This window comes from Bradyrhizobium sp. 521_C7_N1_3, from assembly GCF_052075975.1.
Taxonomy (GTDB): Bacteria; Pseudomonadota; Alphaproteobacteria; order Rhizobiales; family Xanthobacteraceae; genus Bradyrhizobium; species Bradyrhizobium japonicum.
The window spans coordinates 1,420,973-1,444,432 of the sequence record NZ_CP197232.1; the positions used below are offsets into that span (position 1 = coordinate 1,420,973).

16 protein-coding genes are annotated in these 23,460 nt (G+C 62.1%); all 16 read left to right on the top strand.

The window, feature by feature from the left end:
- The 16 genes from AB7008_RS06600 (at position 1) to AB7008_RS06675 (ending at position 23,423) form a co-directional block, all read left to right on the top strand.
- Positions 1-1,689 carry an ABC transporter substrate-binding protein gene (locus tag AB7008_RS06600; RefSeq protein ID WP_038936788.1) on the top strand — a complete coding sequence of 563 codons (1,689 nt, stop codon included), beginning with the start codon at positions 1-3 and terminating at the stop codon, positions 1,687-1,689.
- Positions 1,686-2,648, top strand: a complete 963-nt coding sequence (locus tag AB7008_RS06605; RefSeq protein ID WP_038936789.1) for an ABC transporter permease — start codon at positions 1,686-1,688, stop codon at positions 2,646-2,648. Before AB7008_RS06600 ends, AB7008_RS06605 begins: the two co-directional genes overlap by 4 nt.
- The gene (locus AB7008_RS06610; RefSeq protein ID WP_038936790.1) at positions 2,645-3,526 is read left to right on the top strand and encodes an ABC transporter permease; all 882 of its coding nucleotides are present in this window, start codon (positions 2,645-2,647) and stop codon (positions 3,524-3,526) included. The genes AB7008_RS06605 and AB7008_RS06610 overlap by 4 nt, the downstream gene beginning before the upstream one ends.
- Positions 3,523-5,253, top strand: coding sequence for a dipeptide ABC transporter ATP-binding protein (locus AB7008_RS06615; protein WP_038936791.1), 1,731 nt, complete (start codon positions 3,523-3,525; stop codon positions 5,251-5,253). The genes AB7008_RS06610 and AB7008_RS06615 overlap by 4 nt, the downstream gene beginning before the upstream one ends.
- A gap of 338 nt (positions 5,254-5,591) precedes the next feature.
- Complete coding sequence (gene istA / locus AB7008_RS06620; protein WP_039228609.1) at positions 5,592-7,106, top strand: IS21-like element ISBj11 family transposase; 1,515 nt, start codon at positions 5,592-5,594, stop codon at positions 7,104-7,106.
- On the top strand, positions 7,103-7,912 hold the full coding sequence (istB, locus tag AB7008_RS06625) for an IS21-like element ISBj11 family helper ATPase IstB (RefSeq protein ID WP_014497900.1): 810 nt from the start codon (positions 7,103-7,105) through the stop codon (positions 7,910-7,912). Before istA ends, istB begins: the two co-directional genes overlap by 4 nt.
- A 283-nt stretch (positions 7,913-8,195) precedes the next feature.
- Positions 8,196-8,378: a hypothetical protein gene (locus tag AB7008_RS06630; RefSeq protein WP_038936991.1), complete on the top strand. Its 183-nt coding sequence runs from the start codon at positions 8,196-8,198 to the stop codon at positions 8,376-8,378.
- A 649-nt stretch (positions 8,379-9,027) separates the two neighbouring features.
- Positions 9,028-10,089 carry a HAMP domain-containing protein gene (locus AB7008_RS06635; RefSeq protein ID WP_441258649.1) on the top strand — a complete coding sequence of 354 codons (1,062 nt, stop codon included), beginning with the start codon at positions 9,028-9,030 and terminating at the stop codon, positions 10,087-10,089.
- Between the two features lie 68 nt (positions 10,090-10,157).
- A complete protein-coding gene (locus AB7008_RS06640; RefSeq protein WP_038936989.1) occupies positions 10,158-10,868 on the top strand; it encodes a PAS-domain containing protein in 711 nt (236 codons plus the stop codon).
- Positions 10,869-11,938: 1,070 nt separating this feature from the next.
- A complete protein-coding gene (locus AB7008_RS06645) occupies positions 11,939-12,901 on the top strand; it encodes an ArdC family protein (RefSeq protein ID WP_038936987.1) in 963 nt (320 codons plus the stop codon).
- Between the two features lie 105 nt (positions 12,902-13,006).
- Positions 13,007-15,160, top strand: coding sequence for a ParB/RepB/Spo0J family partition protein (locus AB7008_RS06650; RefSeq protein WP_049801967.1), 2,154 nt, complete (start codon positions 13,007-13,009; stop codon positions 15,158-15,160).
- Between the two features lie 147 nt (positions 15,161-15,307).
- Complete coding sequence (locus AB7008_RS06655) at positions 15,308-19,624, top strand: strawberry notch-like NTP hydrolase domain-containing protein (protein ID WP_038936985.1); 4,317 nt, start codon at positions 15,308-15,310, stop codon at positions 19,622-19,624.
- Complete coding sequence (locus AB7008_RS06660; protein WP_038936984.1) at positions 19,624-20,685, top strand: DUF7146 domain-containing protein; 1,062 nt, start codon at positions 19,624-19,626, stop codon at positions 20,683-20,685. Before AB7008_RS06655 ends, AB7008_RS06660 begins: the two co-directional genes overlap by 1 nt.
- A gap of 330 nt (positions 20,686-21,015) precedes the next feature.
- The gene (locus AB7008_RS06665) at positions 21,016-21,951 is read left to right on the top strand and encodes a DUF2493 domain-containing protein (RefSeq protein ID WP_038936982.1); all 936 of its coding nucleotides are present in this window, start codon (positions 21,016-21,018) and stop codon (positions 21,949-21,951) included.
- A gap of 126 nt (positions 21,952-22,077) precedes the next feature.
- A complete protein-coding gene (locus AB7008_RS06670) occupies positions 22,078-22,560 on the top strand; it encodes a hypothetical protein (RefSeq protein ID WP_049803133.1) in 483 nt (160 codons plus the stop codon).
- A gap of 545 nt (positions 22,561-23,105) precedes the next feature.
- Complete coding sequence (locus tag AB7008_RS06675) at positions 23,106-23,423, top strand: DUF736 domain-containing protein (RefSeq protein WP_028152647.1); 318 nt, start codon at positions 23,106-23,108, stop codon at positions 23,421-23,423.
- Positions 23,424-23,460 lie beyond the last annotated feature (37 nt).

Sequence of the window (23,460 nt, forward strand, 5' to 3'; positions counted from 1 at the left end):
ATGTCCAAGCCGGCTGCCGTTCATGCGGTGTTTCTTCTCAAAAGTCTGAATCGTCGTGTGAAGTCTCGCGCCGCAATCATCGCCATCGCGATGTCTGGCCTTTCGATTGCGGATCCGGTGCACGCGGAGGGCGCTTCGGCTGGCAAGCCGCAATCGGGTGGGATTATCCGGTACGGACACTTCCAGGAGCCGCCGTGCCTCTATGGTGGTTGGGTGCAGCAGTGGTACCTTCAGCGTCAATTCAGCGACAATCTGGTCGCCAGGGCTGAAGACGGAAGGATCCTGCCTTGGCTTGCGACCGCCTGGACCATCTCGGATGACCGCAAAACTTACACCTTCCAGATCAAGCCCGATGTCAAATTCACGGACGGGACGTCTCTGGACGCCCAGGCGGTCGTCGATAACATCAATGGATGGCTGAGCGACAGTCCGGAGCTCGAGAACCCCACAGCCGGTCCTTATCTCAGGGGCATCTTCGAGTCCGCGGCGGTTGCCGACCCGCTGACGCTCAAAATCACGTTGAAGACGCCGTTCGAGCCGCTGCTGAATGTCTTTGCGCAGTCCTCGCAAGGCATCTTGTCGCCGACGGCGCTTAAGCGTAGCAAGGCCGTGAACTGCGAAAGCCCAGTTGGTTCGGGTCCGTTCATCGTAGAGAAATGGAACCGCGGCAAGAACGTCATATTCCGTCGAAACCCAAACTATAATTCGGCGCCGGCCACTGCCAAGCATCAAGGCCCAGCCTATGTCGAAGGAATTGAGTGGCGTTTTCTCGCTGACCCCACGATACGCTACGGCTCACTTCTGACCGGCGAATCCGACGTTGTCTATCATATCCCTGCCGTCAACTGGCAGGACGCCAATTCCCGGTTCAAGATCGTGCGCCACCTCACGGGTGGAACGCCGCTTCGGCTTGCGTTGTTCTCCGAGAGACCGCCGTTCGACGACGTGCGTGTTCGGCAGGCTTTTGCTTACGCCTCGGACCGACGTGCTGCCGTGCAAGCGGCGTTTCTTGGCTCACTGCCCTATGAGGGCAATTTCGCTTTGAGCCAAAGCTCGCCGGAATATGTCAGCGAGCTCTCAAAATCCTATTCCTATGACCTCGCGAAGGCGAACAAGCTGCTCGATGAGGCTGGGTGGACAGAGCGCGATGCAAACGGCATTCGCAGCAAGAACGGCAAAGCGCTGATCATACGCATCACCTACACCAATGCCTTTTCGCCTCCCGACGGCGATCAGGTCCTGCAGATCATCCAGCAGCAAGCGAAGGCCGCAGGGTTCGACGTGCGGCTCCAGCCGACCAACCAGGCTGATTTCTGGGCAGGAAAGAATCTTGGTCCAAATGACTATGAGGTCGTTCCACTGTATTGGGTTGCGCCTGGCGCCGAGATCTATCGTATTTCGTACAAGCCTGACCTGAATGGTGTCCGCAATCCCTTCAATCCATCCCGCTATCAGGATCTGCCCCTGTGGGACATCATTCAGAAGGCTGAACAGGCTGGTGACAAGGCGCAACGGACCGCGCTTTATCAGCAGGCGGAACGGCGGATTATCGAGAACGCGCCGTCCCTGAGTTACACGGTTTTGGACGTCACCCTCGCTTTAGCCGATAATGTGAAGGACATCTGGCTCGACAGCGGGTCGGTGGGCGAGCCCGTTTTCTCGGACGCATATTTCACCGACAAGAAATGAATGCGGTGAAGACGATAGGCCATCAAAGCCTTTGGCTAGCGCGCCGGCTCTTGTCCGGCCTGATCGTGGTTTGGGCCGCGGCGACATTCACCTTCTTTGTGCAGTTTCTGATGCCCGGGGAACGGGCCCAGATCATCTTCAATGCAAATAGCGGAAACGTGGGAGAGATTCCTCGGGACCAGCTACTCGCCATCAATGCCAAATATGGCTTCGATCAACCCGTCTTCGTGCAATACGGAAAGTATGTAAGGGACGTGATGCACGGAGACCTTGGGCAGTCCTACGTCCAATATCAACCTGTCACAGACCTGATTGCGCGCCAGATCGGACCAACGATTGCGCTCGCTTTTGCCGCCATGTTGACCGCCTGGATCATCACCATCACGACCACGGTTCTTTTCGCCGGGCGTAACAACATATGGTCCAAGGCGCTAGGCGGGTTTCAGGTCTTCCTGGCAACCCTGCCGCCCTATTGGCTGGCGACAATCCTGCTGGTCGTTTTCGCGATCCAGCTTCGCTTGTTTCCTGTCGTGGGCGGCAACACCCTCATGGGCGTCGTTCTGCCTACGATGGCCCTGGCCCTGGAAATCTACGGCTTCCTTGGTCAAGCGGTCTTGAGCGGATTCACGCGGGTTCTTGATCAGCCTTTCATCACCTCATCGAGAATGCGCGGCACAGGTGATCTCAGCCTCCGTCTACGTCACGCTCTGCGCCATGCGGCCTTGCCGGGGATCACCCTTTCCGGCTGGATCATAGGCAAGCTGCTGTCGGGCGCCGTATTGATTGAAGCGGTCTTCGGCCGTCAGGGGCTCGGCGGCGTCCTTGTCGCAGCATCGTCCACACGCGATGTCCCGGTCGTGTCAGGGGTGATCCTGGTTTCAGCTGCGCTGTTTGTCGCCGCCAGCTTGATCGTGGATCTCACGATACAACTCGTCGACCCGAGGATGAAAGAGGCATGAGTTTCGCCAATGGCTCCGCGGGACATACAAAAGCGTTCATAACTGCAAGAGTGCTGACGGGCGCCCGTATGTTTCCGGTTCCGGTCTATATCGCGACTGTCTTCACCGCCTTTTTCCTCATCGCGGCGATTGCGCCGAAACTGCTTCAGACGCATGATCCGTTGGCGCTGAGCTTGATGTCACCTCTCAAGGCCCCTTCATTGACGCATTGGCTGGGGACGGACCAGTCCGGACGGGATCTCTATTCCCGCATCGTGGCGGGGACAGGTCAGTCTCTCTCCATTGGGCTGGGTGCGACTGCGCTCAGCCTTGCCATCGCGCTCATACTCGGCGTGACGGCGGGCCTGTCTGGCGGCTGGATCGACAACGTGCTCAGCCGGCTCTTCGACGCCCTGTTCGCTCTCCCCACTCTGTTCCTTGCGCTTCTCTTCGTTTCGTTGTTGGGCACCTCGGTCTCGACACTGATTATCGCGGTCGGCCTTGGAACATCGCCAGGATATGCACGCATGGTGAGGGTGCAGGTTCTGAGGGTCAAAGCTACTGGTTATGTTGAGGCGGCAAAGGCGTTAGGCCACTCGCCCAGGGGCATCCTGTTCAAGCATATCCTCCCCAACGCAATCAGCCCGCTTGCGACAATGTTCACGCTCGGTATCGGGCAAGCCATCATTTGGGCATCCGGCCTTTCGTTTCTCGGCTTGGGAGTTGCGCCCCCGTCATCGGAATGGGGCGCACTGCTCAATGCCGGGCGCAACTACGTAATCTATGCATGGTGGCTCGAGGTCATGCCCGGGATCGCCATCGCTACCTTCGCGCTCTCAGTGACTGTCATCGGCCAGTACGTGCAGCAACGCCTGGAAGGAAGGATCGAGCTTCCATGAACGTGACCTATCCCGCAGCTTCCTTCCGGCAAAATGCCACAAAGCCCCCGGCTAGCGACCCGTTGCTCACCGTACAAAACCTCAACGTTTCCTTCGGGCCGGCGCATTCGCGGCGAGCTGTGGTCAAGAGGGTCTCTTTCAGGGTTGAGGAAGGCCGGTGCGTCGCGATCGTCGGTGAATCGGGATCAGGCAAAAGCGTTACGGCCCGGACGCTGGTTGGTCTGACCGGGGCGCGATCTCATGTCCAAGCTGACCGCCTGACTTTTCAGGGGAAGAATATCGATCGACTCGGTGACAGGGAATGGAGAGCCTTGCGCGGCAAGCGCATTGGCTTTGTGTTACAGGACGCGCTGGTGTCGCTCGATCCGCTGAGACCGGTTGGCAAGGAGATCGGTGAAGCACTAAGTGTTCACCGTGCAATCAGGACACGCGCAGACTTGACGGAACGGGTAGTTGAGCTTCTGAATCTCGTGGGCGTGCCCGAGCCGGCGGTCAAGGCGCGGCAGCTTCCACATGAGCTTTCAGGCGGGCAACGGCAAAGAGCCTTGATTGCGACGGCAATCGCACTCGATCCAGCTCTTTTGATCGCAGATGAGCCCACGACGGCGCTGGACGTTACGATCCAGGCGCAAATCCTGGATCTGCTCAGCGAAACCCGCCAACGCGGCAAGGCCATGATTCTCATCAGCCACAATCTTGCCGTGGTATCGCAGATGGCCGACGAGGTTATTGTGATGCGACACGGCGAAATCATCGAGCATGGCTCATCAGAACAGATCTTTGGCGATCCGAGACATGATTATACGCGGGGCCTTCTCAAGGCGATCCCATCCGTCCGGTCACGCGGGAGCCGTCTTTCGTCCTCGACGGCGCCGCGCTTCATCTCGGCTGAAGGAGAAGAGACCAGAGCGCTGACCCAATCGAGTATCGCACAGTGCGGTCGACCCCTGCTTGAGGCGGAACGGCTCGTCAAGCGCTTTCGCGGACCGGATGGCAAGCTGCGTACCGTCGTCAATGACGTCTCGTTTCGCCTCGGCCATGGAGAGACGCTAGGCATCGTCGGCGAGTCAGGGTCCGGGAAGACGACCGTGGCACGCATGGCGCTCGCGCTCGAAAGGCCGGACCAAGGAGAGGTGACACTCGAGGGTTCGCCGTGGACTACAGCGACTGAGAAAGAGCGCCGCCAGCGGCGATCGGATATCTCGGTCATCTACCAGGACCCACTAAGTTCATTCGATCCGCGTTGGACCATCGAGCGTGTCATTGATGATGCCTTGGCCAGACGTAGCGGACATCCCCTCGACAGAGCCAGTCGACAATCGGAGGTCAGCGAGCTGCTTGATCTCGTGGGTCTGTCACCAAACTTCAGGACCAGGCGTCCACTGGAACTGTCGGGCGGTCAACGCCAACGGGTTGCGATCGCGCGCGCAATTGCTCCGCGCCCCAAGATCATCGTGTGTGACGAGCCGGTCGCGGCACTTGACGTATCCATTCAGGCGCAAATTCTCGATCTGCTTGGAGATCTCAAGTCGCATTTGCGTGTCAGCTATCTATTCATCTCGCATGATCTCGGCGTCGTGCACCACCTCAGCGACCGCGTTCTTGTCATGCACCATGGCGTGGCCGTCGAAGCCGGTGGAGCGGACGACGTATTTTTACGGCCTCGGCAACCCTATACGAGGAAGCTGGTTGCGGCCGTGCCACAATTGCACTTCCAGGCGGCATAAATTTCAGAGGCCAGCCGCACATGTCGGCTCAGCGGGCGGGTGACTGCGCGGGCGAGTGCTGTGGAAGGCAGCAATGTCGGGCCGTGTCCATGCAGCATCCGCGCTGGCTGAAACCCCGTCCCCCTGTTCGGACCACGCAAATTGCCGCGCGGCGAACAGGATGGAAGTGGAGCGTCGACCATGATGAGAGGGCTACGCCGGGCTCGTGACGCAGGGAGGGCGTAGCCCGACCGGAGTTACGAGCCCGGCGTCGGCGCGATCCACAGCGGACCGCGCCGACTGGTGATCGCGGCCGGCTGGTTATGCAAGTGGTTCTTCCGCCAAGAGGAATCACTCGCGTGCCAGGCCGACACATTACCGATCACCAAATGAGGCTCTACATGAAGTACCGTCAGACCGATAGCCCACCCGTGGCCGCCGCCAAGGCTTCGTTCAGCACCTCGACCGCTTACCGGATCGAGAAGGATCGACGCCTTCCGTCGCAGAAGAAGGCTCCCCGCGGCCGTCGCCGGCCAGATCCCTTGGCCCGCGTATTTGAGACAGATATCGCGCCGATGCTGAAGGCCGCCCCCGGTGTGCGGCCGGTCACGATCTTCGAGGAGTTGCTCCGACGCCATCCCGAGCTCGGCGCCGGCATCCGTCGCACGCTGGAGCGCCGGATCCGGGCCTGGCGGGCGATCCACGGCGAGGAGCAGGAGGTCATCTTCCGCCAGACCCACGAACCCGGTCAGCGCGGCCTGTCCGACTTCACCGACATGGGCGAATTGGGTGTCACGATCGCGGGCGTACCGCTCGACCATCGTCTCTATCACTTCCGGCTGGCCTATTCCGGGTTTGAGCACGCCCATGTCGTGCTCGGCGGTGAGAGCTTCGTCGCTCTGGCCGAAGGCCTGCAGAATGCCTTGTGGTCACTCGGTGGGGCGCCACGGGAGCATCGCACCGACAGCCTGTCGGCCGCCTTTTGCAATCTCGACCGCGACGCCAAAGACGATCTGACGCGGCGATACGAAGACCTCTGTGCCCATTACGGCATGCGGCCTTCCCGCAACAATCGTGGCATCGCCCACGAGAACGGGGCGATCGAGAGTTCGCATGGTCATCTCAAGCGAGCGATCGGCGACGCGCTGTTGCTGCGTGGCACCGCCGACTTCGACGATCTAGCTGCCTATCGTGGCTTCATCGATGAGATCGCCAGCCGCCGCAATGCCCGCAACGCCAAGCGGATCGACAGTGAACGTAGCGCACTTCAGGATCTGCCGGACCGCCGCACGTCGGACTATGAAGAGGTGATCGTCCACGTGACGTCGTCCGGCGGCTTCACCTTGCGCAAGGTGTTCTACACGGTGCCGTCGCGCTTGATCGGCCATCGGCTGCGGGTGCGCCTGTATGACGATCACCTCGACGTGTTTGTCGGCGGCACGCATCTCCTCACCTTGCCGCGCGGGCGGCCGCATCCCAATGGCAAGCACGATCAGGTCGTCGATTATCGGCACGTGATCCATTCCTTGCGGCGCAAGCCGATGGCGCTCCTCAATCTGGTCTACCGCGACCAGCTGTTCCCCCGGGAAGCTTACCGCCGAGCCTTCGACGTCTTGCGCAAACGCTTACCGGACAAGAAGGCCTGCCGGATCATGGTCGATCTCCTCGCACTCGCCCATGAGCGCGGTTGCGAGGCCGAACTCGCCAATCAGCTCACGGCTGACCTGAACGACGGCCGGCTGCCCGACCTCAACCGGCTACGTACTCACTTCGCCCCGGATCCCGCCCAGGTGCCGAACGTCGTGGTACGCCTCGCACCGCTCGCCACCTATGAATGCCTCATCGGTACCGCCGAGATCGGAGGCGCCGCATGAGCACAACCAACGTAGTCGACACCGCGCGCCTCAATCTGTTGCTCAACGAGCTGCGGCTGCCCGCCATCAAGGCGCTGTGGCCGCAATTTGCCGAGCAATCCGATATAGAAGGCTGGCCGGCGGCGCGCTTCCTCGCCACCATTGCCGAGCACGAGATCGCTGAGCGCGGCCGCCGCCGCATCGAGCGCCATCTCGTCGAGGCGCGGCTGCCTACCGGAAAGACCTTTGACAGCTTCGACTTCGAGGCCGTGCCGATGATCTCCAAGGCGCAAATGACCGCACTCGCCGCCGGCGACGGCTGGCTCGGCAAGGGCGCCAATCTGCTGCTGTTTGGTCCGCCCGGTGGAGGCAAGAGCCACTTGGCGGCAGCAATCGGCTTGGCCCTCATCGAGAACGGATGGCGCGTCCTGTTCACCCGCACCACCGATCTCGTGCAGAAGCTCCAGGTGGCTCGCCGCGAGCTCAACCTCGAGGGCGCCATCAACCGCCTCGATCGCTTCGATCTCGTCATCTTGGACGATCTTGCCTATGTCACCAAGGACCAGGCCGAGACCAGTGTGCTGTTCGAGCTCATCAGCGCACGCTACGAGCGACGCTCTTTGCTGATCACCGCCAATCAGCCCTTTGGAGAATGGAACAAGGTCTTTCCGGACCCAGCTATGACCCTCGCGGCGATCGATCGCCTTGTTCACCACGCCACCATCGTCGAGATGAACGTCGAGAGCTATCGCAGGCGGACTGCCCTCGAGCGAAAGCGTGGTCCAGGGCGGCCACCGGAGCACGCGACACAAAAAACGCTCGCTTGATTGACGCTCCGCGACAATCAAAGCAAACAAAACTCTTGCGCGCGACAATCATCGCGGCGATCATCATCGCGCCGCGACACTGACTCGCCATCCTGATCGCCGCGCTCTTCCGACCCAGATCGTCGCGCTATACAAATGCCCGTCCTCGAAGGGCTCCACTGCGAGACGTCAATCCACAAGATGCGACGACCGATCAGCGCACCGGGGCAGGTGGGTCTGGCGTCGTTTGGGCGACTCACGTTACCCATCATTCCCGACCACCTCACTGCACAATGGGAATGAAATGTTTGCAGCAACCCGTAAACTGCCGGCCTCTGGTTACGCACTTGAAGTGGATGGCCGACTCAAGGCCGAATTTGCAACCAGAGACGGCGCCAGGGCAGGCGGAGAAGAACTCAAGAAGCGCTTTCCCATGCTTCAGATCAGGATCTATGACGCGCAGACGCAAGCGCGCGAGGACATCTAGATCCGCGGACTGGCGGATTTTTCCGATTCGCGCGTGCGGCTTCCGCCGCACCGGGCTCTCGTGGACCGAGCTGCCTTGCGTCTCGGCCGCCGTGCGGCGTCGATCCCTCGCGCTAGGAGATGCGGAGCTCCCCGCCGGGGGCACTCGGGAAAGGGGCTCGCCTCTCGGCGATCGCTATCACTGCCCCGTTCCTGGGTGCCGCTATTGAACCGGTCTCGTCGCTGCACTCGGACCCGCGTGCCCCTTCGGGTCGCTATGCTCACGCTCTCCGGGTGCCATTTTGCCTTGAGGCGATGCGCCCTTGGCGCACGCCTGGTAGGTTTGGGGCCCCAAGGCACCTCAAGGCCAAGTCCCGAAGAATGAAATAGAAGGCCGAGCGCGTCGCAGATTTTGCATTCTGTCATCTGTGTGCGTGCAGCGCGATTGTCTGATAGTTCACCACCTTATCTCTCAGTCGTAGCCGTCCCGCGCCATCGCGGCTGCTCTTTCAGGTGACGTCGCCCACTTGCGCGCCTCAGCAGGCCGGCCACTTGCAAGCGGACCAGCGGCCGTTATCGCGCGCCGTTGGAGTGCCTTGTGCGTTCAGGCCATCATCCCTGCCTACGCCGGCTGCCCTTAGACTTTGATCGCGGGGGCGACATATCAACCGGTGCAGCCGCAGCGCAGCCTCCTCAGAGCGTTTCGCGAAGAGATGCTCTGGCGCGTGGGACCTTCGAAAGATAAACCGAGGCGAGGCCGTGAAGTCTCCGCTAGCCCTGCGGGACCAATTTTCTGCCATTCTAGACCGGATAGGTGCATCATGAACGCAGTGACGGTGGGCTTTGGGGCGCAGACCGCGACCACGACGCTGCAAAGGTTTGTCCGCTTTGTGCGCGGCTCCGGTGGCCTGAGCGTGGCCGACAAAGTCTATTCCATCGCCGGATTTTTGACGATCGTCACAATGTTTCTGTTGGTGATGTCGGTCCAATGCGTGCGCCTGCAGACGAACTATCGGCACATGCAGATCGATTCGGCGTCGGCTGCCGTCAATATCGGGCGCGTCAACGCCCTGATCTGCGCGATCGTGATGGAGTCGCGCGGGATCTACATGTCCACCGAACCGGCGAAAGTGAAGCAATTCGCAGGCGAGCTAGTTAAGCGCAGCAGCGAGGTCACGGCCGTGATGAAGCGCTGGGAGCAGACTGTGCATCCCGACGATCTCGAGCAATTCGAGGCGTTCAAACAGCAAGTGATGCAGTTCATCGACTTTCGGCAAGAACTGGTGCGGCGGGAGCTCGAGATCAGTCCGGCCGCGGCTCGTGAATGGGGCGATAACGAGGCCAATCGCACCGTGCGCAGCAAGCTCAATGCTGACCTCGAGGCACTGCAGCGATCCTACGATAAGCGAGCCCGCGAAGCCGACCAGCTTGCTGACGAGAACCGCTATGCGGCCTGGTACCTGTTCATGCTTGGACTCGCAGCGCTGGTCCTTGCCGCGATCAACGTCCTCGTCATGCGCGACTCCGTGGTCGGGCGGCTCTCCGATATCGCGCAAGCAACCGACCGGATCGCCGCAGGAGACATCAAGAGCGAGGTGCCGCATCTGATGCGGCACGACGAGATCGGGCATCTGGCCCGCAACATGCAGCACTTCCGTGATGCCATGCAAAAAAGACTCTCGAGCTGGAGCAGCTCGAGTTCAACACGGCGCAGCAACGCGACGCCGCTATAACCCGGCGCGACCAGTTCAACGACAAGTACCAGGCCAAGAAGTGGCAGTTATCGGCGGCGATCAACAGCATGCCGCAAGGCCTCATCATGCTTGACGGCAGGGCCAATGTCGTCGCGATGAACAATAACTATCGGCGGATCTACAATCTGCCAGAGACGATCAGGGCTGGCTCTACGCTGGAGAAAATCCTGCAGCATCGTATCAAGAGCGAGCTCTTCAGCGACGACATCGCGAAACATCTCGCGGCGATTCTCGATCGAATCGCCCGGCGCGAGCCGACCGCCTACGAGATCGCGCTAAATGACGGCCGCACCATCAATATCTACGAGCGTCCGATGGATGGCGGCGGGTGGGTGTCCGTGCATGAGGACGTCACCGACCTGCGACATGGCCAGCGGATGTTGGAGAGGACTGAGCGTCTGCTGGCCACCATTGTCGAGAACGTTCACGAAGGCATCATCGCCAAGGACGCGCGCACCTTGCGTTACCTCTTCGTCAACAAGGCTGCGGAGAAGATGATCGGCATGTCGCGGGCCGAAATCGTCGGCAGGACCGCACGCGAATTGTTCTCCCCGGAGGCGGCCGACTTGATCGAACGGCGCGACCGGCAGTTGCTTGCCCAGAAGCAGCAGTTCGAACCCATTGTCGATACTATCGACAGCCCCGTTCGCGGACGGCGTGGGATCTGTGCGCGACGGCTGCAGATTGGCGGTGCCGGAGAGCAGCCGCACACCTTCGTGACTATGGTCGGGATGGGAGCGGATCGCGAACGTCAATAGGGCCATCACACGTCGCCCCTCCTGAGTCGACCGCGCCGGAACTGGACTCGCGGGTACAGTGGGATGCTGCTACCCCGAGGAGGTATCCGGCGAAAAACGGAGGCATTGTATGCGTCTGCGCAGGATTTTGTCTCTCCAGCGCTGCTCATTGCATCATTCGAGATCAAAACCTGGCTACAGTCGCCGATTAATCGGGCGACGCAACGCGATCGAGCGTATCGCTTCGCCACGAGGGCGCACAAAGAGCCGAGCTCGTGCGCCCGGTGCCCGAAAATGCAGCCACATTTAGCAGAAACGGTGCCGCTCTTTACGTGCGGGCACGATGTTGCCGCACGAGCGTCCGCCAAAGGAGGCGAAAATGCAGAATAGCTCTCATAGCTCCGAAAACCGAGGGTGCTGTGCGGTGTGTGGTGGAAGGTTCGGGCTGATCCGCCATTACTGGTGGCGAACGGCCCTTTGCTCCAGGAAATGCGTCGATCGCTTCAACGCCCGGCGGGAGGCAGACCAGAAGTGGCTGCGCCGGCTGTTGGCGGCTCCTGCAGAATGCGAGACAAGCCCGAACGGAGCGCATTGCGTGCCATGCACACAGCAACCAGTTGCTTAACTGCAGGAAGCTGCGGTGGACTTCCGAAATGAACGACTAAAGTCCATCAGTGATGCGAGAGTTGCAGGGGCTCCGGCTCATGCCTGCGTTTCTTCGGATAAACGATGCAGCCCTGCATCGTGTGGTTGAGCTGACGGAGCATCTCGCGCTAGGCTTTGGAGCTCCTCGCCGGGGGCTCTCGGGAAAGGGCTCGCCTGCGGCGATCGCTATCACTGCCCCGTTCCCTGGTGCCGCTATTGAACCGGTCTCGTCGATGCACTCGGTCCCGCGTGCCGCCTTCGGCGTCGCTATGCTCACGCTCCTGCGGGTGCCATCTCTCGAAGGCGATGCGCCCCTGGCGCACGCCTGATCAGGCCTGCAGCCTGGCAGATTGCGAAGAGTCTGAGAGTAAGAGTGCAGGCTGGGTTTTTCGTGACGGGTTAGAAGCTGCGAGAGTGGCTCGCGGCGCCCGTCGCGGAGAACCGCGATGTCAAATCCTACTGTTCGCGCGCGCGCCGGCCAAGACCGGGCGAACCTCTATAACGAAATTACCGACAAGATCATTGTCGAGCTTGAGGCCGGACGCGTCCCCTGGGTTCAGCCGTGGGGTACGGCCGCGGCGAAAGCGCCGTTGGCCATCCCGAAAAATGCTTCGACCGATCGGTCCTACAGCGGGATCAACGTCCTTCTGCTCTGGGGAAGCACGATCGAGCATGGTTACAGCGGTCAAAGCTGGCTCACGTTCCGGCGGGCGCTGTCGCTTGGAGGCTATGTGCGCAAGGGGGAGCGTGGCACCGCGGTGGTCTACGCCGACCGTTTCGTGCCGCGCGATGAGAAACAGCGCGCCGCCGAGACCGGCGACGAAGCGCAGGCCATTCCATTTCTCAAGCGATTTACCGTTTTCAACACGGACCAATGCGACGGACTCCCCGGCGAGATCGCGACCGCGGCTCCGCCACCGCCGCCAGGTCTGATCGAGCCTACCGTGGAAACTTTGATCAAGGCCACCGGGATCACATTTCGGATTGGTGGCGATCGCGCATTCTACGCGCCGGCCGAAGACTTCGTGCAGGTCCCGCCGCCGCAGGCCTATTTCGAGCCGATCAATTGGCACCGCACCGCGCTGCATGAACTCGGCCACGCGACCGGACATCGCTCGCGCCTCAACCGCGATCTTAGCGGATCCTATGGCACCAAGAAATATGCCTTCGAAGAACTGGTCGCCGAGTTGAGCTCCGCGTTCAGCTGCGCGTCGCTCGGGATCGTCCCGACCGTGCGCCATGCCGACTATATTGGCTCCTGGCTCGAAGTCCTGCGCGAAGACAATCGGGCTATCGTGCGTGCCGCCTCACAGGCGAGCAAGGCCGCGGACTATTTGCTCGGCTTCATTCCCGAGCCCATTGAGCACGCGTCGCTGGATTCGGCTGTTGCCGATCACGAGACGGCTTGATGCTTGGCCTCCTGTCGCCGCGCAAGAGTGAGAGGAGGGGGCGCTATTCGCGACGGGTTGGAAGCCGAGAGAGAGTCTCACGGCCGCCCGTCGTGGAGAGCCAAAATGACGAAAGCCGTACAAAAGATCACGCTGTCGCCTTCAAGGGACATCCCCTTCAACAAGCTCGTGCTCAGCCAATCGAACGTTCGCCGCGTCAAGGCCGGCGTTTCGATCGAGCAGCTAGCCGAGAGCATCGCGCAGCGTACGCTTCTGCAAAGTCTAAGTGTCCGGGCCGTCGTTGATCCTGATGGCAACGAGACCGGCATGTTCGAGGTACCAGCGGGAGGCAGGCGCTATCGCGCTCTCGAGCTCCTGGTGAAACAAAAGCGGATGTCGAGGACGCAGGCGGTGCCGTGCGTCGTTCGCGAAGGGGGCCTTGCCGAGGACGATTCGATGGCGGAGAACGATGAGCGGGTCGGCCTGCATCCGCTTGATCAGTTTCGGGCCTTCCAGACGCTCCGCGATCTCGGCATGAGTGAGGAAGACATTGCCGCGCGCCATTTCGTGAACCCTGCGATCGTCAAGCAGCGCCTGCGCCTGGCGTCGGTCTCGCCGAAGTTGCATGACGTCTATGCCGAAGACGGCATGACGCTCGAGCAGCTCATGGCGTTCTCAGTTACTGCGGATCACGCCCGCCAGGAGCAAGTCTGGGAGAACCTCAGCCGTTCCGGTTATGACGAGCCATACCAGATCCGCCGCATGCTCACCGAGAACACAGTGCGCGGGTCCGATCGCCGGGCGCAATTCGTGGGCCTCGACGCCTATCAGCAGGCGGGTGGCGGCGTTCTGCGGGATCTGTTCGAGCACGACGACGGCGGTTGGCTTCAGGATATCGTGTTGCTCGACCGCCTCGTGATCGAAAAACTCAAAGCCGAAGCTGAGACGATTGCTGCCGAGGGCTGGAAGTGGATCTCAGTCGCCGTAGAGTTCTCCTACGGTCACACACAAGGCCTCCGGAAAATCGAAGGAAAATCTGTCGATCTCTCGCCTGGGGAGCGGGCCACCATCGATGCCCTGAACACCGAGCAAGCCAAGCTTGAAACCGAATACCAGGATGCCGACGAATTGCCCGAAGAAGTCGATCAGCGCCTCGGCGAAATCGAGTCGGCGCTGGCGGCGTTCGAGAACCGGCCGATGCTTTACGATCCGGCGGAGATCGCCCGGGCTGGTGTCTTCATCAGCATCGATTCCGAAGGACGGCTCTGCGTGTATCGTGGTTACGTCCGGCCTGAGGACGAAGTGCCGGCAACCGATCCTGATATCGCGCAGGCCGCCGATCCGTCGTCGAACGAAGGGAAGGAGCCCAGCACTTCAGTCCAGCGCACGGTCATCGCAGTCGCGGGTAGTGCGCCTTATGCCGAAGAACAAGATGACGACGCGGCCAGGCCTCTGCCGGATCGGTTGATCACCGAGCTGACGGCGCATCGCACGTTGGCATTGCGCGACGCGCTGGCAGAAAATCCTGCGATCGCGTTCCAGGCGGTGCTGCACAACTTCGTGCTGACGGCCTTTTACCGGTTCGCGTCATCCGGAAGCTGTCTAGAGATCGGCCTTCGCACGCCGAACTTTCCTGCCCAAGCTCCGGGGCTGAGGGAAAGCGCCTCCGCCAAGGCTGTCGAGGCGCGGCACGAGGCCTGGAAGGCGCGGTTGCCGAAGAGGGAGAACGATCTTTGGGATGCGCTAACGGCTCTCGATGGTGGTGCACAAGCATCGCTGTTCGCCCACTGTGCATCTTTTGCGGTCAATGCCGTCTATGAGCCGGCCAATCGCTACAATCAGGCTCGCGTCTCAGCACACGGCGTCCGCACGCGTCTCGACCGCGCTGATGTGCTGGCGCGGGCGGTCGGGCTAGACATGGTGCAGGCAGGGTGGAAGCCCTCCGTCGACAACTATCTCGGCCGGGTCACCAAGCCGCGCATTCTGGAGGCCGTACGGGAGGCTAAGGGCGAGTCGTCGGCTCAACTGATCGACCATCTTAAGAAGGCCGACATGGCCAAGGAGGCCGAGCGCCTTCTGGATGGCTCAGGCTGGTTGCCGGAGCCGCTGCGTCTCGTCGATCCCGATGCAGCGCCAGTGGGGCAGGAGGGCGAAGCGGGCCGGCTGCCCGAATTCCTCGCCGACGATGAGGATCAGGAAAACGCCAGCGACGATGATCCGCACAGCTCGACGCGGCTGAATGAAATTAAGGAGCGGGATGGCACGGCCGTCCCGCAGTAGCGCGGGGGACCGGCGTGCGGCGCCGGTCCCTATTTTTATGCCCGAGGTCTGAGAGGGAGAGCGGGCCGGGAAGGGTTTGAGCCGTCCAGGTCAGAGGAGAGCGCCTGGCGGTTCGACCCCTTCCTGCTCTCCGAAAGAATTCCTGCCATGACCGAATCTCTCGTCGGCGGCGCTGCCGCCGCGCCGCTTTCGTTGCGCGCCGCTGCAACTTTCACCTCCGCCGCCGTCAGGGCAGCGCGACAGCTCCTGACCGAGTTCGAACGCGGTAGGGGCATCGATGCCGCTGTTCTGCGTAGCGCCATGGAGGCTGCGTTCGGCGCCTCCGACGCGGCCGGCGCCTGGAACTGGAAGACCGCCTATGACGTCTGCGAGGCGGCAACCGTTCTGTTCCTTCGTAAGTTCGGACCGGCCATACGGGCCAGGGCTGGCTCGACGGCCGCCATGCTGCCGATGCTGGCGAAAGTCGCGAACCGTCTGCCGACCCACACGCGGCGTTCCGAGGACAGTCAGGCGCTTCAGCAATTCTCGACGCCGATCCCGCTTGGGCTGGTTGCATGCACCGCAGCCGCCATTACATCCGCCGATCGCGTTCTGGAGCCCTCTGCCGGGACCGGTTTGCTCGCCATCTTTGCCGAGCTCGCCGGCGGCGACTTGGTGTTGAACGAGTTGGCCGAGAGCCGGGCGGGATTGCTCGAGCATCTATTCGCGGATGTTAACGTCACGCGGTTCGATGCTGCTCAGATCGATGATCACCTCGACGCGAGCGTTGTGCCGAGCGTCGTTCTGATGAACCCGCCGTTCTCCGCGGTGGCGAATGTCGATCGACGAATGGCGGACGCCGCCTTCCGGCACATCGCTTCGGCGCTCGCGCGTCTTCGCGATGGCGGACGCCTCGTCGCCATCGCTGGCGCGGGCCTTGCGCCGGATAACCCGGCGTGGCTAGAGGCCTTTGTTCGCCTCCAGGAGCGCGGACGGGTCGTGTTTTCTGCCGCGATCGACGGCGCCGTCTACGCCAAGCACGGCACTCAGACGGACACGAGGCTGCTCGTCATCGACAAGTTACCCGCTGCCGATCCGAAGGCATTTCCCACCTCGCAAGGCATGGCCGGCGATGTCCCCGCCTTGCTCGAGTGGGTCACCCAGCATGCGCCCCCGAGGTTGCCCGTCACTGCGCCGGTCGTAGCCGACGTCATTAGGCGCCCTGCAATCTCCCGATCGGCCGGCGCCATTGCACCCAGCCCCTCATCCACTTCGGGGAGCGCGCCAGAAGGTGTGCAGCTTGCGTACAAGATCGTCGAATGGTCGCCGCCGGAAAGCGCCCGCCTCACCGATGCGCTCTATGAGGAGTTCGGATTGCAGTCGATCCGTATTCCCGGATCGTGTGCACATCCGACCAAGCTCGTGCAGTCGGCGGCGATGGCGTCCGTTGCGCCGCCGAAGCCGTCTTACCGTCCGCACCTGCATTCGACCCTGGTGCCAGATGGGGTTCTGTCAGACGCACAGATCGAGAGCATCATCTATGCCGGCGAGGCGCATTCCGAGTTTCTCGCGGGCTCCTGGACGGTCGATGCGACCTTTGATGTTGTGGCCGCCGCGCACGACGACGCAGAGACTGCCGTCCGCTTTCGCCGCGGCTGGTTCTTGGGCGATGGCACCGGTGCGGGCAAGGGACGGCAGGTCGCTGGGATCCTGCTCGACAATTGGCTCAAGGGCCGCCGCCGGGCCGTCTGGATTAGCAAATCCGACAAGCTGATCGAAGATGCCCAGCGCGACTGGTCCGCACTCGGCATGGAGCGACTGCTCGTCACGCCCCTGTCTCGGTTTCGCCAGGGCACGCCGATTCGGCTTTCGGAAGGCATCCTTTTTGCCACCTATGCCACGCTACGCACCGACGAGCGTGGCGAGAAGCTTTCGCGTGTCAGGCAGATCGTTGAATGGTTGGGCTCCGACTTCGACGGAGTGATCGTATTCGACGAGAGCCATGCCATGCAGAATGCGGTCGGGGGCGAGGGCGAGCGCGGCGACCAGGCGGCCTCTCAGCAGGGGCGCGCAGGCCTGAGGCTCCAGCACGCTTTGCCCAATGCTCGCGTGGTCTATGTGTCGGCGACGGGCGCCACCACCGTCCACAACCTCGCTTATGCCCAACGCCTCGGCCTTTGGGGCGGTGCCGACTTTCCATTCGCCACACGTGCCGAATTCGTCGAGGCAATCGAGCAGGGTGGGGTCGCGGCGATGGAGGTGCTGGCGCGCGACCTCAAGGCGCTCGGACTCTACGCCGCCCGCTCATTGTCCTATGAGGGCGTCGAGTACGAGCTCGTTGAACACCAGATTACGCCGGAGCAGGTTCGCATCTACGACGCCTATGCAGATGCGTTCAGCATCATCCATAACAACCTCGACGCGGCGATGCGGGCCGCCAACATCACCGGCGAAACCGGAACGCTGAACGGGCAGGCGAAGTCCGCGGCCCGGTCCGCCTTCGAGAGCGCCAAACAGCGCTTCTTCGGTCATCTGCTGACCTCGATGAAGACGCCGTCGCTCATCCGATCGATCGACCGCGATCTCGACGCCGGCCATGCCGCCGTCATCCAGATTGTTTCAACTGGCGAAGCGCTGATGGAGCGCCGGCTCGCCGAGATCCCGACCGAGGATTGGGGCGACGTCCAGGTCGACATCACCCCGCGCGAATATGTGCTCGACTATCTCGCCCATTCCTTCCCGGTCCAGCTCTACGAGCCCTTTACAGACTCGGAAGGTAACCTCTGCTCTCGGCCTGTCTATCGCGATGGCCAGCCGGTCGAGAGCCGGGAAGCCGTCGCACGACGCGGCCGCCTCATCGAGAAACTCGCCTCGCTGCCTCCGGTACCTGGCGCGCTGGATCAGATCGTGCAGCGCTTCGGCACCGACATGGTCGCCGAAGTGACCGGCCGCTCGCGCCGTATCATTCGTAAGGGCGACCGGTTGGTGGTCGAAAACCGCGCCGGTTCGGCCAATCTCGCTGAAACCTCGGCCTTCATGGACGACGTCAAGCGCATCCTCGTGTTCTCCGACGCGGGAGGCACCGGGAGGAGTTACCATGCCGAGTTGTCGGCGCGAAATCGCCGCTTGCGGGTCCACTATCTGCTCGAGCCCGGCTGGAAGGCGGATGCTGCGATACAGGGGCTCGGCCGGACAAACCGGACCAATCAGGCGCAACCGCCGCTGTTTCGTCCCATCGCGACCGACGTGAAGGCCGAAAAGCGTTTCCTCAGCACCATCGCCCGCCGGCTCGACACATTGGGAGCCATCACGCGCGGCCAGCGCCAGACCGGAGGGCAAGGGCTGTTCCGGCCCGAGGACAATCTCGAAAGCCAGTACGGGCGTGACGCATTGCGTCAACTCTACACGTTGCTAGCGCGAGGCAAGGTCGACGGATGTTCGCTTGAGAAGTTCGAGGCTGCGACCGGCCTGAAGCTGACGGATGCCAATGGGCTCAGGGATGACCTGCCGCCGATCACGACCTTTCTGAACAGGTTGTTAGCGCTCACCATCGTCCTGCAGAATATCCTGTTCACTGCCTTCGAGCAGCTCTTGACCGCCCGGATCGAGGGCGCTGTTGCGTCCGGCACCTATGACCTCGGGCTGGAAACGCTCCGTGCCGAAAGCTTTGTCGTCAGCGGCCGGAGGATGATCTATGTCCATCCGCGCACAGGCGCCGAGACGCGGCTGCTCACCATCGTCCAGCGCCAGCGTAACCATCCTGTTGGTTTGGACAACGCCCTTGCCCGCCTTTCCAATCATGCTGTCCTGCTGATCAACGAGCGCTCGGGCCGGGCCGCCGTGCAGGTTCCGGCCCCGAGCATCATGCTCGAGGATGGCGAGATCGAGCGCCGCGTCCGCCTGATCCGGCCTATGGAGCAGCACCAGGTCCCCTTGAACATGATGGCGGAGAGCCATTGGGTTGAAGCGGATCGCGAACGTTTTGCCGCGGCCTGGCTGGCGGAGCTTGCCGAGGTACCTGAGTTCACGGAAAGTACGATCCACGTCGTGGCCGGCTTGCTGTTACCCATCTGGAAACGATTGCCGAACGAATCGACCCGCGTCTATCGGCTCCAGACCGATGCGGGCGAACGCATCATCGGCCGCAAGGTTTCAGCCGCGTGGGTCGCAAACGTCGTCTCGGAGGACGCGCCCACGGTAACGCCGGATGCTGCCTTTGCTGCGGTGATGGAGGGACGTACCGTCCTCGACCTCGCAGAGGGGCTCCAGCTTCGCCGCGTCCGTGTCATGGGCGCGAATCGCATCGAGCTGTGGGGATTCGACGACACGATGCGCGATCGCCTCCGCGCTTACGGCCTCTTTGGTGAAATCATATCCTGGAAGCTGCGGATGTTCGTGCCCACGGACGCAAGCGGCGTCGGGATCCTGACAAAGGTGCTCGACACCTACCCGGTCGCGCGCGTCAGTGAGCGGGAGGCCGCGTGATGTCCCCCGCGCCTTCCGAACTGGCACGCCGCCTCGCGCGCGAGGCCGAGGCAGTGTGCCGATACTATCTATCCAATGGCAAGCGGGCGGGGCGGTACTGGGTGGTCGGCGACGTCCACAACACGCCCGGCCGCTCGATGTTCGTGCGGCTCCAGGAATCACCTAAGGGCCCCGCCGGCAAGTGGACCGACGCTGCGACCGGCGAGCATGGTGACCTTCTCGACATCATCCGCGAATGCCGGGGGTTGCGAGACTTCAGCGAGGTCGCCGAGGAAGCGAGGCGGTTTCTGAAGCTTCCTCGTCCTGATCCGCAGCCGGTCTCGAACCTCGGTCGTTCGATGGCGCCGGCTGGGTCGCAGGAAGCCGCCCGCCGGCTCTTTGCGATATCCAGCCCGATCGAGGGGACGGTAGTCGAAAAATATTTGCAGCGTCGCGGAATTGCTGTTGCCCACCATGGTGGCAGCCTGCGCTTCCACCCTCGTTGCTACTGTCGGCCGGATGAGCATTCGCCGACCGAAACCTGGCCGGCGATGATCGCCCGCGTCACGAACCTTGAGGGGCGGATCACCGGGGCGCACCGAACCTGGCTCGATCCAGACGGCTTTGATCGCATTCGTCTCGGCAAGGCTCCCATCGACACGCCACGACGGGCCATGGGCGACCTCCTTGGCAACGCCGTTCGCTTCGGCGCGGTGGACGACGTGCTCGCCGCCGGTGAGGGGATCGAGACCATGCTTTCATTGCGCTGTGTGCTGCCGACTATGCCTATGGCAGCGGCGCTCTCGGCCAATCACCTCTCAGCCATGATGCTACCGTCTGGTCTGCGTCGGCTCTATATCGCACGTGACGCCGATGCCGCCGGAGATGCCGTGCAGGCTACGCTCACCCAGCGAGCGGAAGCCGCCGGCGTTGAAGCGATTGCGTTGTCGCCGCGGCTGGGCGATTTCAACGAAGATCTTCACGTTTTCGGCCTTGAGGCCCTGCAGGCGGTCTTACATCTTCAACTCGTCCCAGAGGACGTCGTCCGCTTCCTGCACTGCTCGAACGTGCCCGCACGATAGCCCTGGTACTTCGATCAGTCCCACTAGGCCGGCTGCTGCGAATCCAGTCCGGAAAAGAGGACGCGACCACGGCCCTTCTAGAGGGCGATTGGACGGCAAGCGAACCGGGCCGGCAATGGCTGCGCCCGGCTATTTTCCGCCGCGCCGGCGATGAGAGACACAATATACATGTGGAGCTGCGCGCTTTGCATCGCGAAGCAAAATAGCCGGCCTTCGCCATCCTCCGCTGTCGCTCCGGCCCTTTCGGGTTCTGGCCCGTTCCGCCTGCCGTCTGAGTGATCGCCACGAAGGCCGCGATGGGCGCGGCCGTTCCGGCAAAGGATCCCAGACATGACCGACCATCACGACAGCGAACCGCAATCCACTGCATCTCCGATCAATCACTTTCTCACTGAACTCCAGCTTTTCGGCTATCGCCCCTTCGACGATGAGCCCGATCCGCGGCCGCTTCCCGAGGGCAAGCTCATCACCGGCGCCGTGGCCGACATCTTCGATGCCCTCGTTGCGACCTTGAGCGACACGCGACTCGAGCCGGACCTTGGCGATCTCCTCTGGTCGACCGTCAATCTGTTCCATCGTGCAGTAGACCGCATTGGGCGCCAACTCGATGACAACGAACAGGCGCAGCAGAAGAGCTCGCGCGAGCAGAACGGCTCGGAGGTCCGATCGGTCGAACTCGAGCGCCTCGTGGCGGAAGGCATCACCCTGATCGAACGGCGCCATTGCCTTGAGCTCTTCCGCGATCAGGCGATCGAGCGTTTCGAGATACATACGGGCTCATCCTGGCGACCCAGATCGGGATCCCTGGTGAACCATCGCACCCTCACCGCAGCCATGATCGACTCCCGCGACTTCATTGCAGCCAAGCGTCGCGCAGAAACCGAGGTCCTGTTACCACCCGGACCAAAAATCGCACTCACCGGCGGGCTTGACTTCAATGATCACCATCTGATCTGGGATCGCCTCGACAAGGTCTGCGCCAAGCATCCCGACATGGTCCTGGTTCATGGCGGCTCGCCGAAAGGCGCCGAACTGATCGCTTCGAAATGGGCGACCAATCGCAAGGTGCCTCAGATCGCCTTCAAGCCCGACTGGACCAAGCACGCCAAGGCGGCACCGTTCAAGCGTAACGATGCCATGCTGGAGCTCCTCCCGATCGGGGTGATGCACTTTCCGGGCACGGGTATCCAGGACAATCTCGCCGACAAGGCAAAGCGCCTCGGCATTCCCGTCTGGAAGTTCGGTGCCTCGCGAGCGCCGTCCTAATGACGCCTGAAGCATGAGACGGAGTTGTGCCTGCCGCAACTCCGCCTCGTTTGCGTCCAACATCTCGTGTGCGCCGTGGTGGTGGTGGAAGGCGCAACCCATGAACCTATGGATGGAGCCACCACCATGCTCGCGCTTGGGCTTGTTCTCGATACGCTTGGCATCGGCATGCTCTGCTGGGCGATTTTCGCTCTGGCGGTCCATGCTTTGCCGTTTTTCGTCGCGTTGAATGTTGGGATGATCGCATTCCACGGCGGTGCCGGCCTCCTTGGCGCGCTTCTTGTGGGGATCGGAAGCGGAGCGCTCATGCTTGTGGTTGGCCAGTTTACCCTTGCCGCCAGCCGATCCGTCATATCGCGCATCCTCGTCGCGGCGGCATTCTCTATCCCAGCTGGGGTCGCCGGCTATCAGGTAGCGCTGGCATTGTCTCATATCGGCATGGCATCGCCAGCCTGGCGTCAGGTCTTTGCCTGCATGGGTGCAGTTTGCGCATGCTGCACGGCGTGGGTGCGCTTGAATGTATTGGCGGAAACCTGCCCGCTCGAGCCAAATGGGCAGGCTGCCAAGCCGTCGCAACCAGCTCCTGCAACGGGCTGGCACAAACGATAGCCGGTTATGCCCTTCGTCACCGGTAGGGCTCGCATAGATCGGCCCGTCGACAGGGCGATCGCCGAGCTTGTGCGAGAGATAGTTGCCGCACTTCCCGTTCGTATTCAACAAGGCCATCCGCATCATCGGGCACCCATTGGGGCGGCCGACGGCTCCTTGATTAGTTGTTTAGAGACGACACCGCCCTTTGCAGCCGATTTCTTCTCTTTCTACGCCCAATCATTGCGACCTCTTGTTCAGGAGAACCGGGATACGCAACGTCATCTCTGCATTGCGGTTCAGCACGCGGACTCACGTGGCCTCGTTGATGGCTCGGTCTGGCCGAGACCGGCTTCGCCTCGATCGTCTGAGCCGCAACGCCGTGGATTGAGACTTTCTTCCCCTGGGCTTGCGCCCATTCCTCGCGAGACAAGAAAGTCTCAACCAAGGCGTCCTCCGCTGCGCTACGGCCCTCAAAGCGAGGTGCGTCGCCGATCGTCCCCGGCCTTCAGGTCGCCATCGAGGCCGCGGTGGTCGCGGGCTCGAAACCCAACAGGAGAAGTGACATGGCTAACATCGGTTCTTTCAAGAAGGTCGGCAACGATTTCCAGGGCGAGATTATCACCCTGAGCTTGCAGGCCAAGGGCGTCCGCATCGTCACCGACGCCAACCGCTCAAACGACAATGCGCCGAGCCACCGCGTCTATGTGGGCCGAGCCGAGATCGGGGCAGCCTGGTCGAAGCGCTCCGAGGAAGGCCGCGACTACCTTTCGCTCAAGCTCGACGATCCCTCCTTCAACGCGCCGATCTACGCGAACCTGTTCGATGACGAAAGCGGCGAAGGCTACACGCTGCTCTGGTCCCGGCCTCGCAAGAGTGAGTGAGAGCGCCTGACCAAGCCCCGTCCGGTACGCCGGGCGG

Coding starts and splice junctions, on each gene's coding strand:
- AB7008_RS06675 (WP_028152647.1), top strand. CDS start 23,106: ATGGCTAACATCGGTTCTTTCAAGAAGGTCGGCAACGATTTCCAGGGC.
- AB7008_RS06665 (WP_038936982.1), top strand. CDS start 21,016: ATGACCGACCATCACGACAGCGAACCGCAATCCACTGCATCTCCGATC.
- AB7008_RS06615 (WP_038936791.1), top strand. CDS start 3,523: ATGAACGTGACCTATCCCGCAGCTTCCTTCCGGCAAAATGCCACAAAG.
- AB7008_RS06610 (WP_038936790.1), top strand. CDS start 2,645: ATGAGTTTCGCCAATGGCTCCGCGGGACATACAAAAGCGTTCATAACT.
- AB7008_RS06645 (WP_038936987.1), top strand. CDS start 11,939: ATGTCAAATCCTACTGTTCGCGCGCGCGCCGGCCAAGACCGGGCGAAC.
- AB7008_RS06630 (WP_038936991.1), top strand. CDS start 8,196: ATGTTTGCAGCAACCCGTAAACTGCCGGCCTCTGGTTACGCACTTGAA.
- istB (WP_014497900.1), top strand. CDS start 7,103: ATGAGCACAACCAACGTAGTCGACACCGCGCGCCTCAATCTGTTGCTC.
- AB7008_RS06640 (WP_038936989.1), top strand. CDS start 10,158: ATGCCGCAAGGCCTCATCATGCTTGACGGCAGGGCCAATGTCGTCGCG.
- AB7008_RS06605 (WP_038936789.1), top strand. CDS start 1,686: ATGAATGCGGTGAAGACGATAGGCCATCAAAGCCTTTGGCTAGCGCGC.
- AB7008_RS06650 (WP_049801967.1), top strand. CDS start 13,007: ATGACGAAAGCCGTACAAAAGATCACGCTGTCGCCTTCAAGGGACATC.
- AB7008_RS06660 (WP_038936984.1), top strand. CDS start 19,624: ATGTCCCCCGCGCCTTCCGAACTGGCACGCCGCCTCGCGCGCGAGGCC.
- AB7008_RS06600 (WP_038936788.1), top strand. CDS start 1: ATGTCCAAGCCGGCTGCCGTTCATGCGGTGTTTCTTCTCAAAAGTCTG.
- AB7008_RS06655 (WP_038936985.1), top strand. CDS start 15,308: ATGACCGAATCTCTCGTCGGCGGCGCTGCCGCCGCGCCGCTTTCGTTG.
- AB7008_RS06670 (WP_049803133.1), top strand. CDS start 22,078: ATGCTCGCGCTTGGGCTTGTTCTCGATACGCTTGGCATCGGCATGCTC.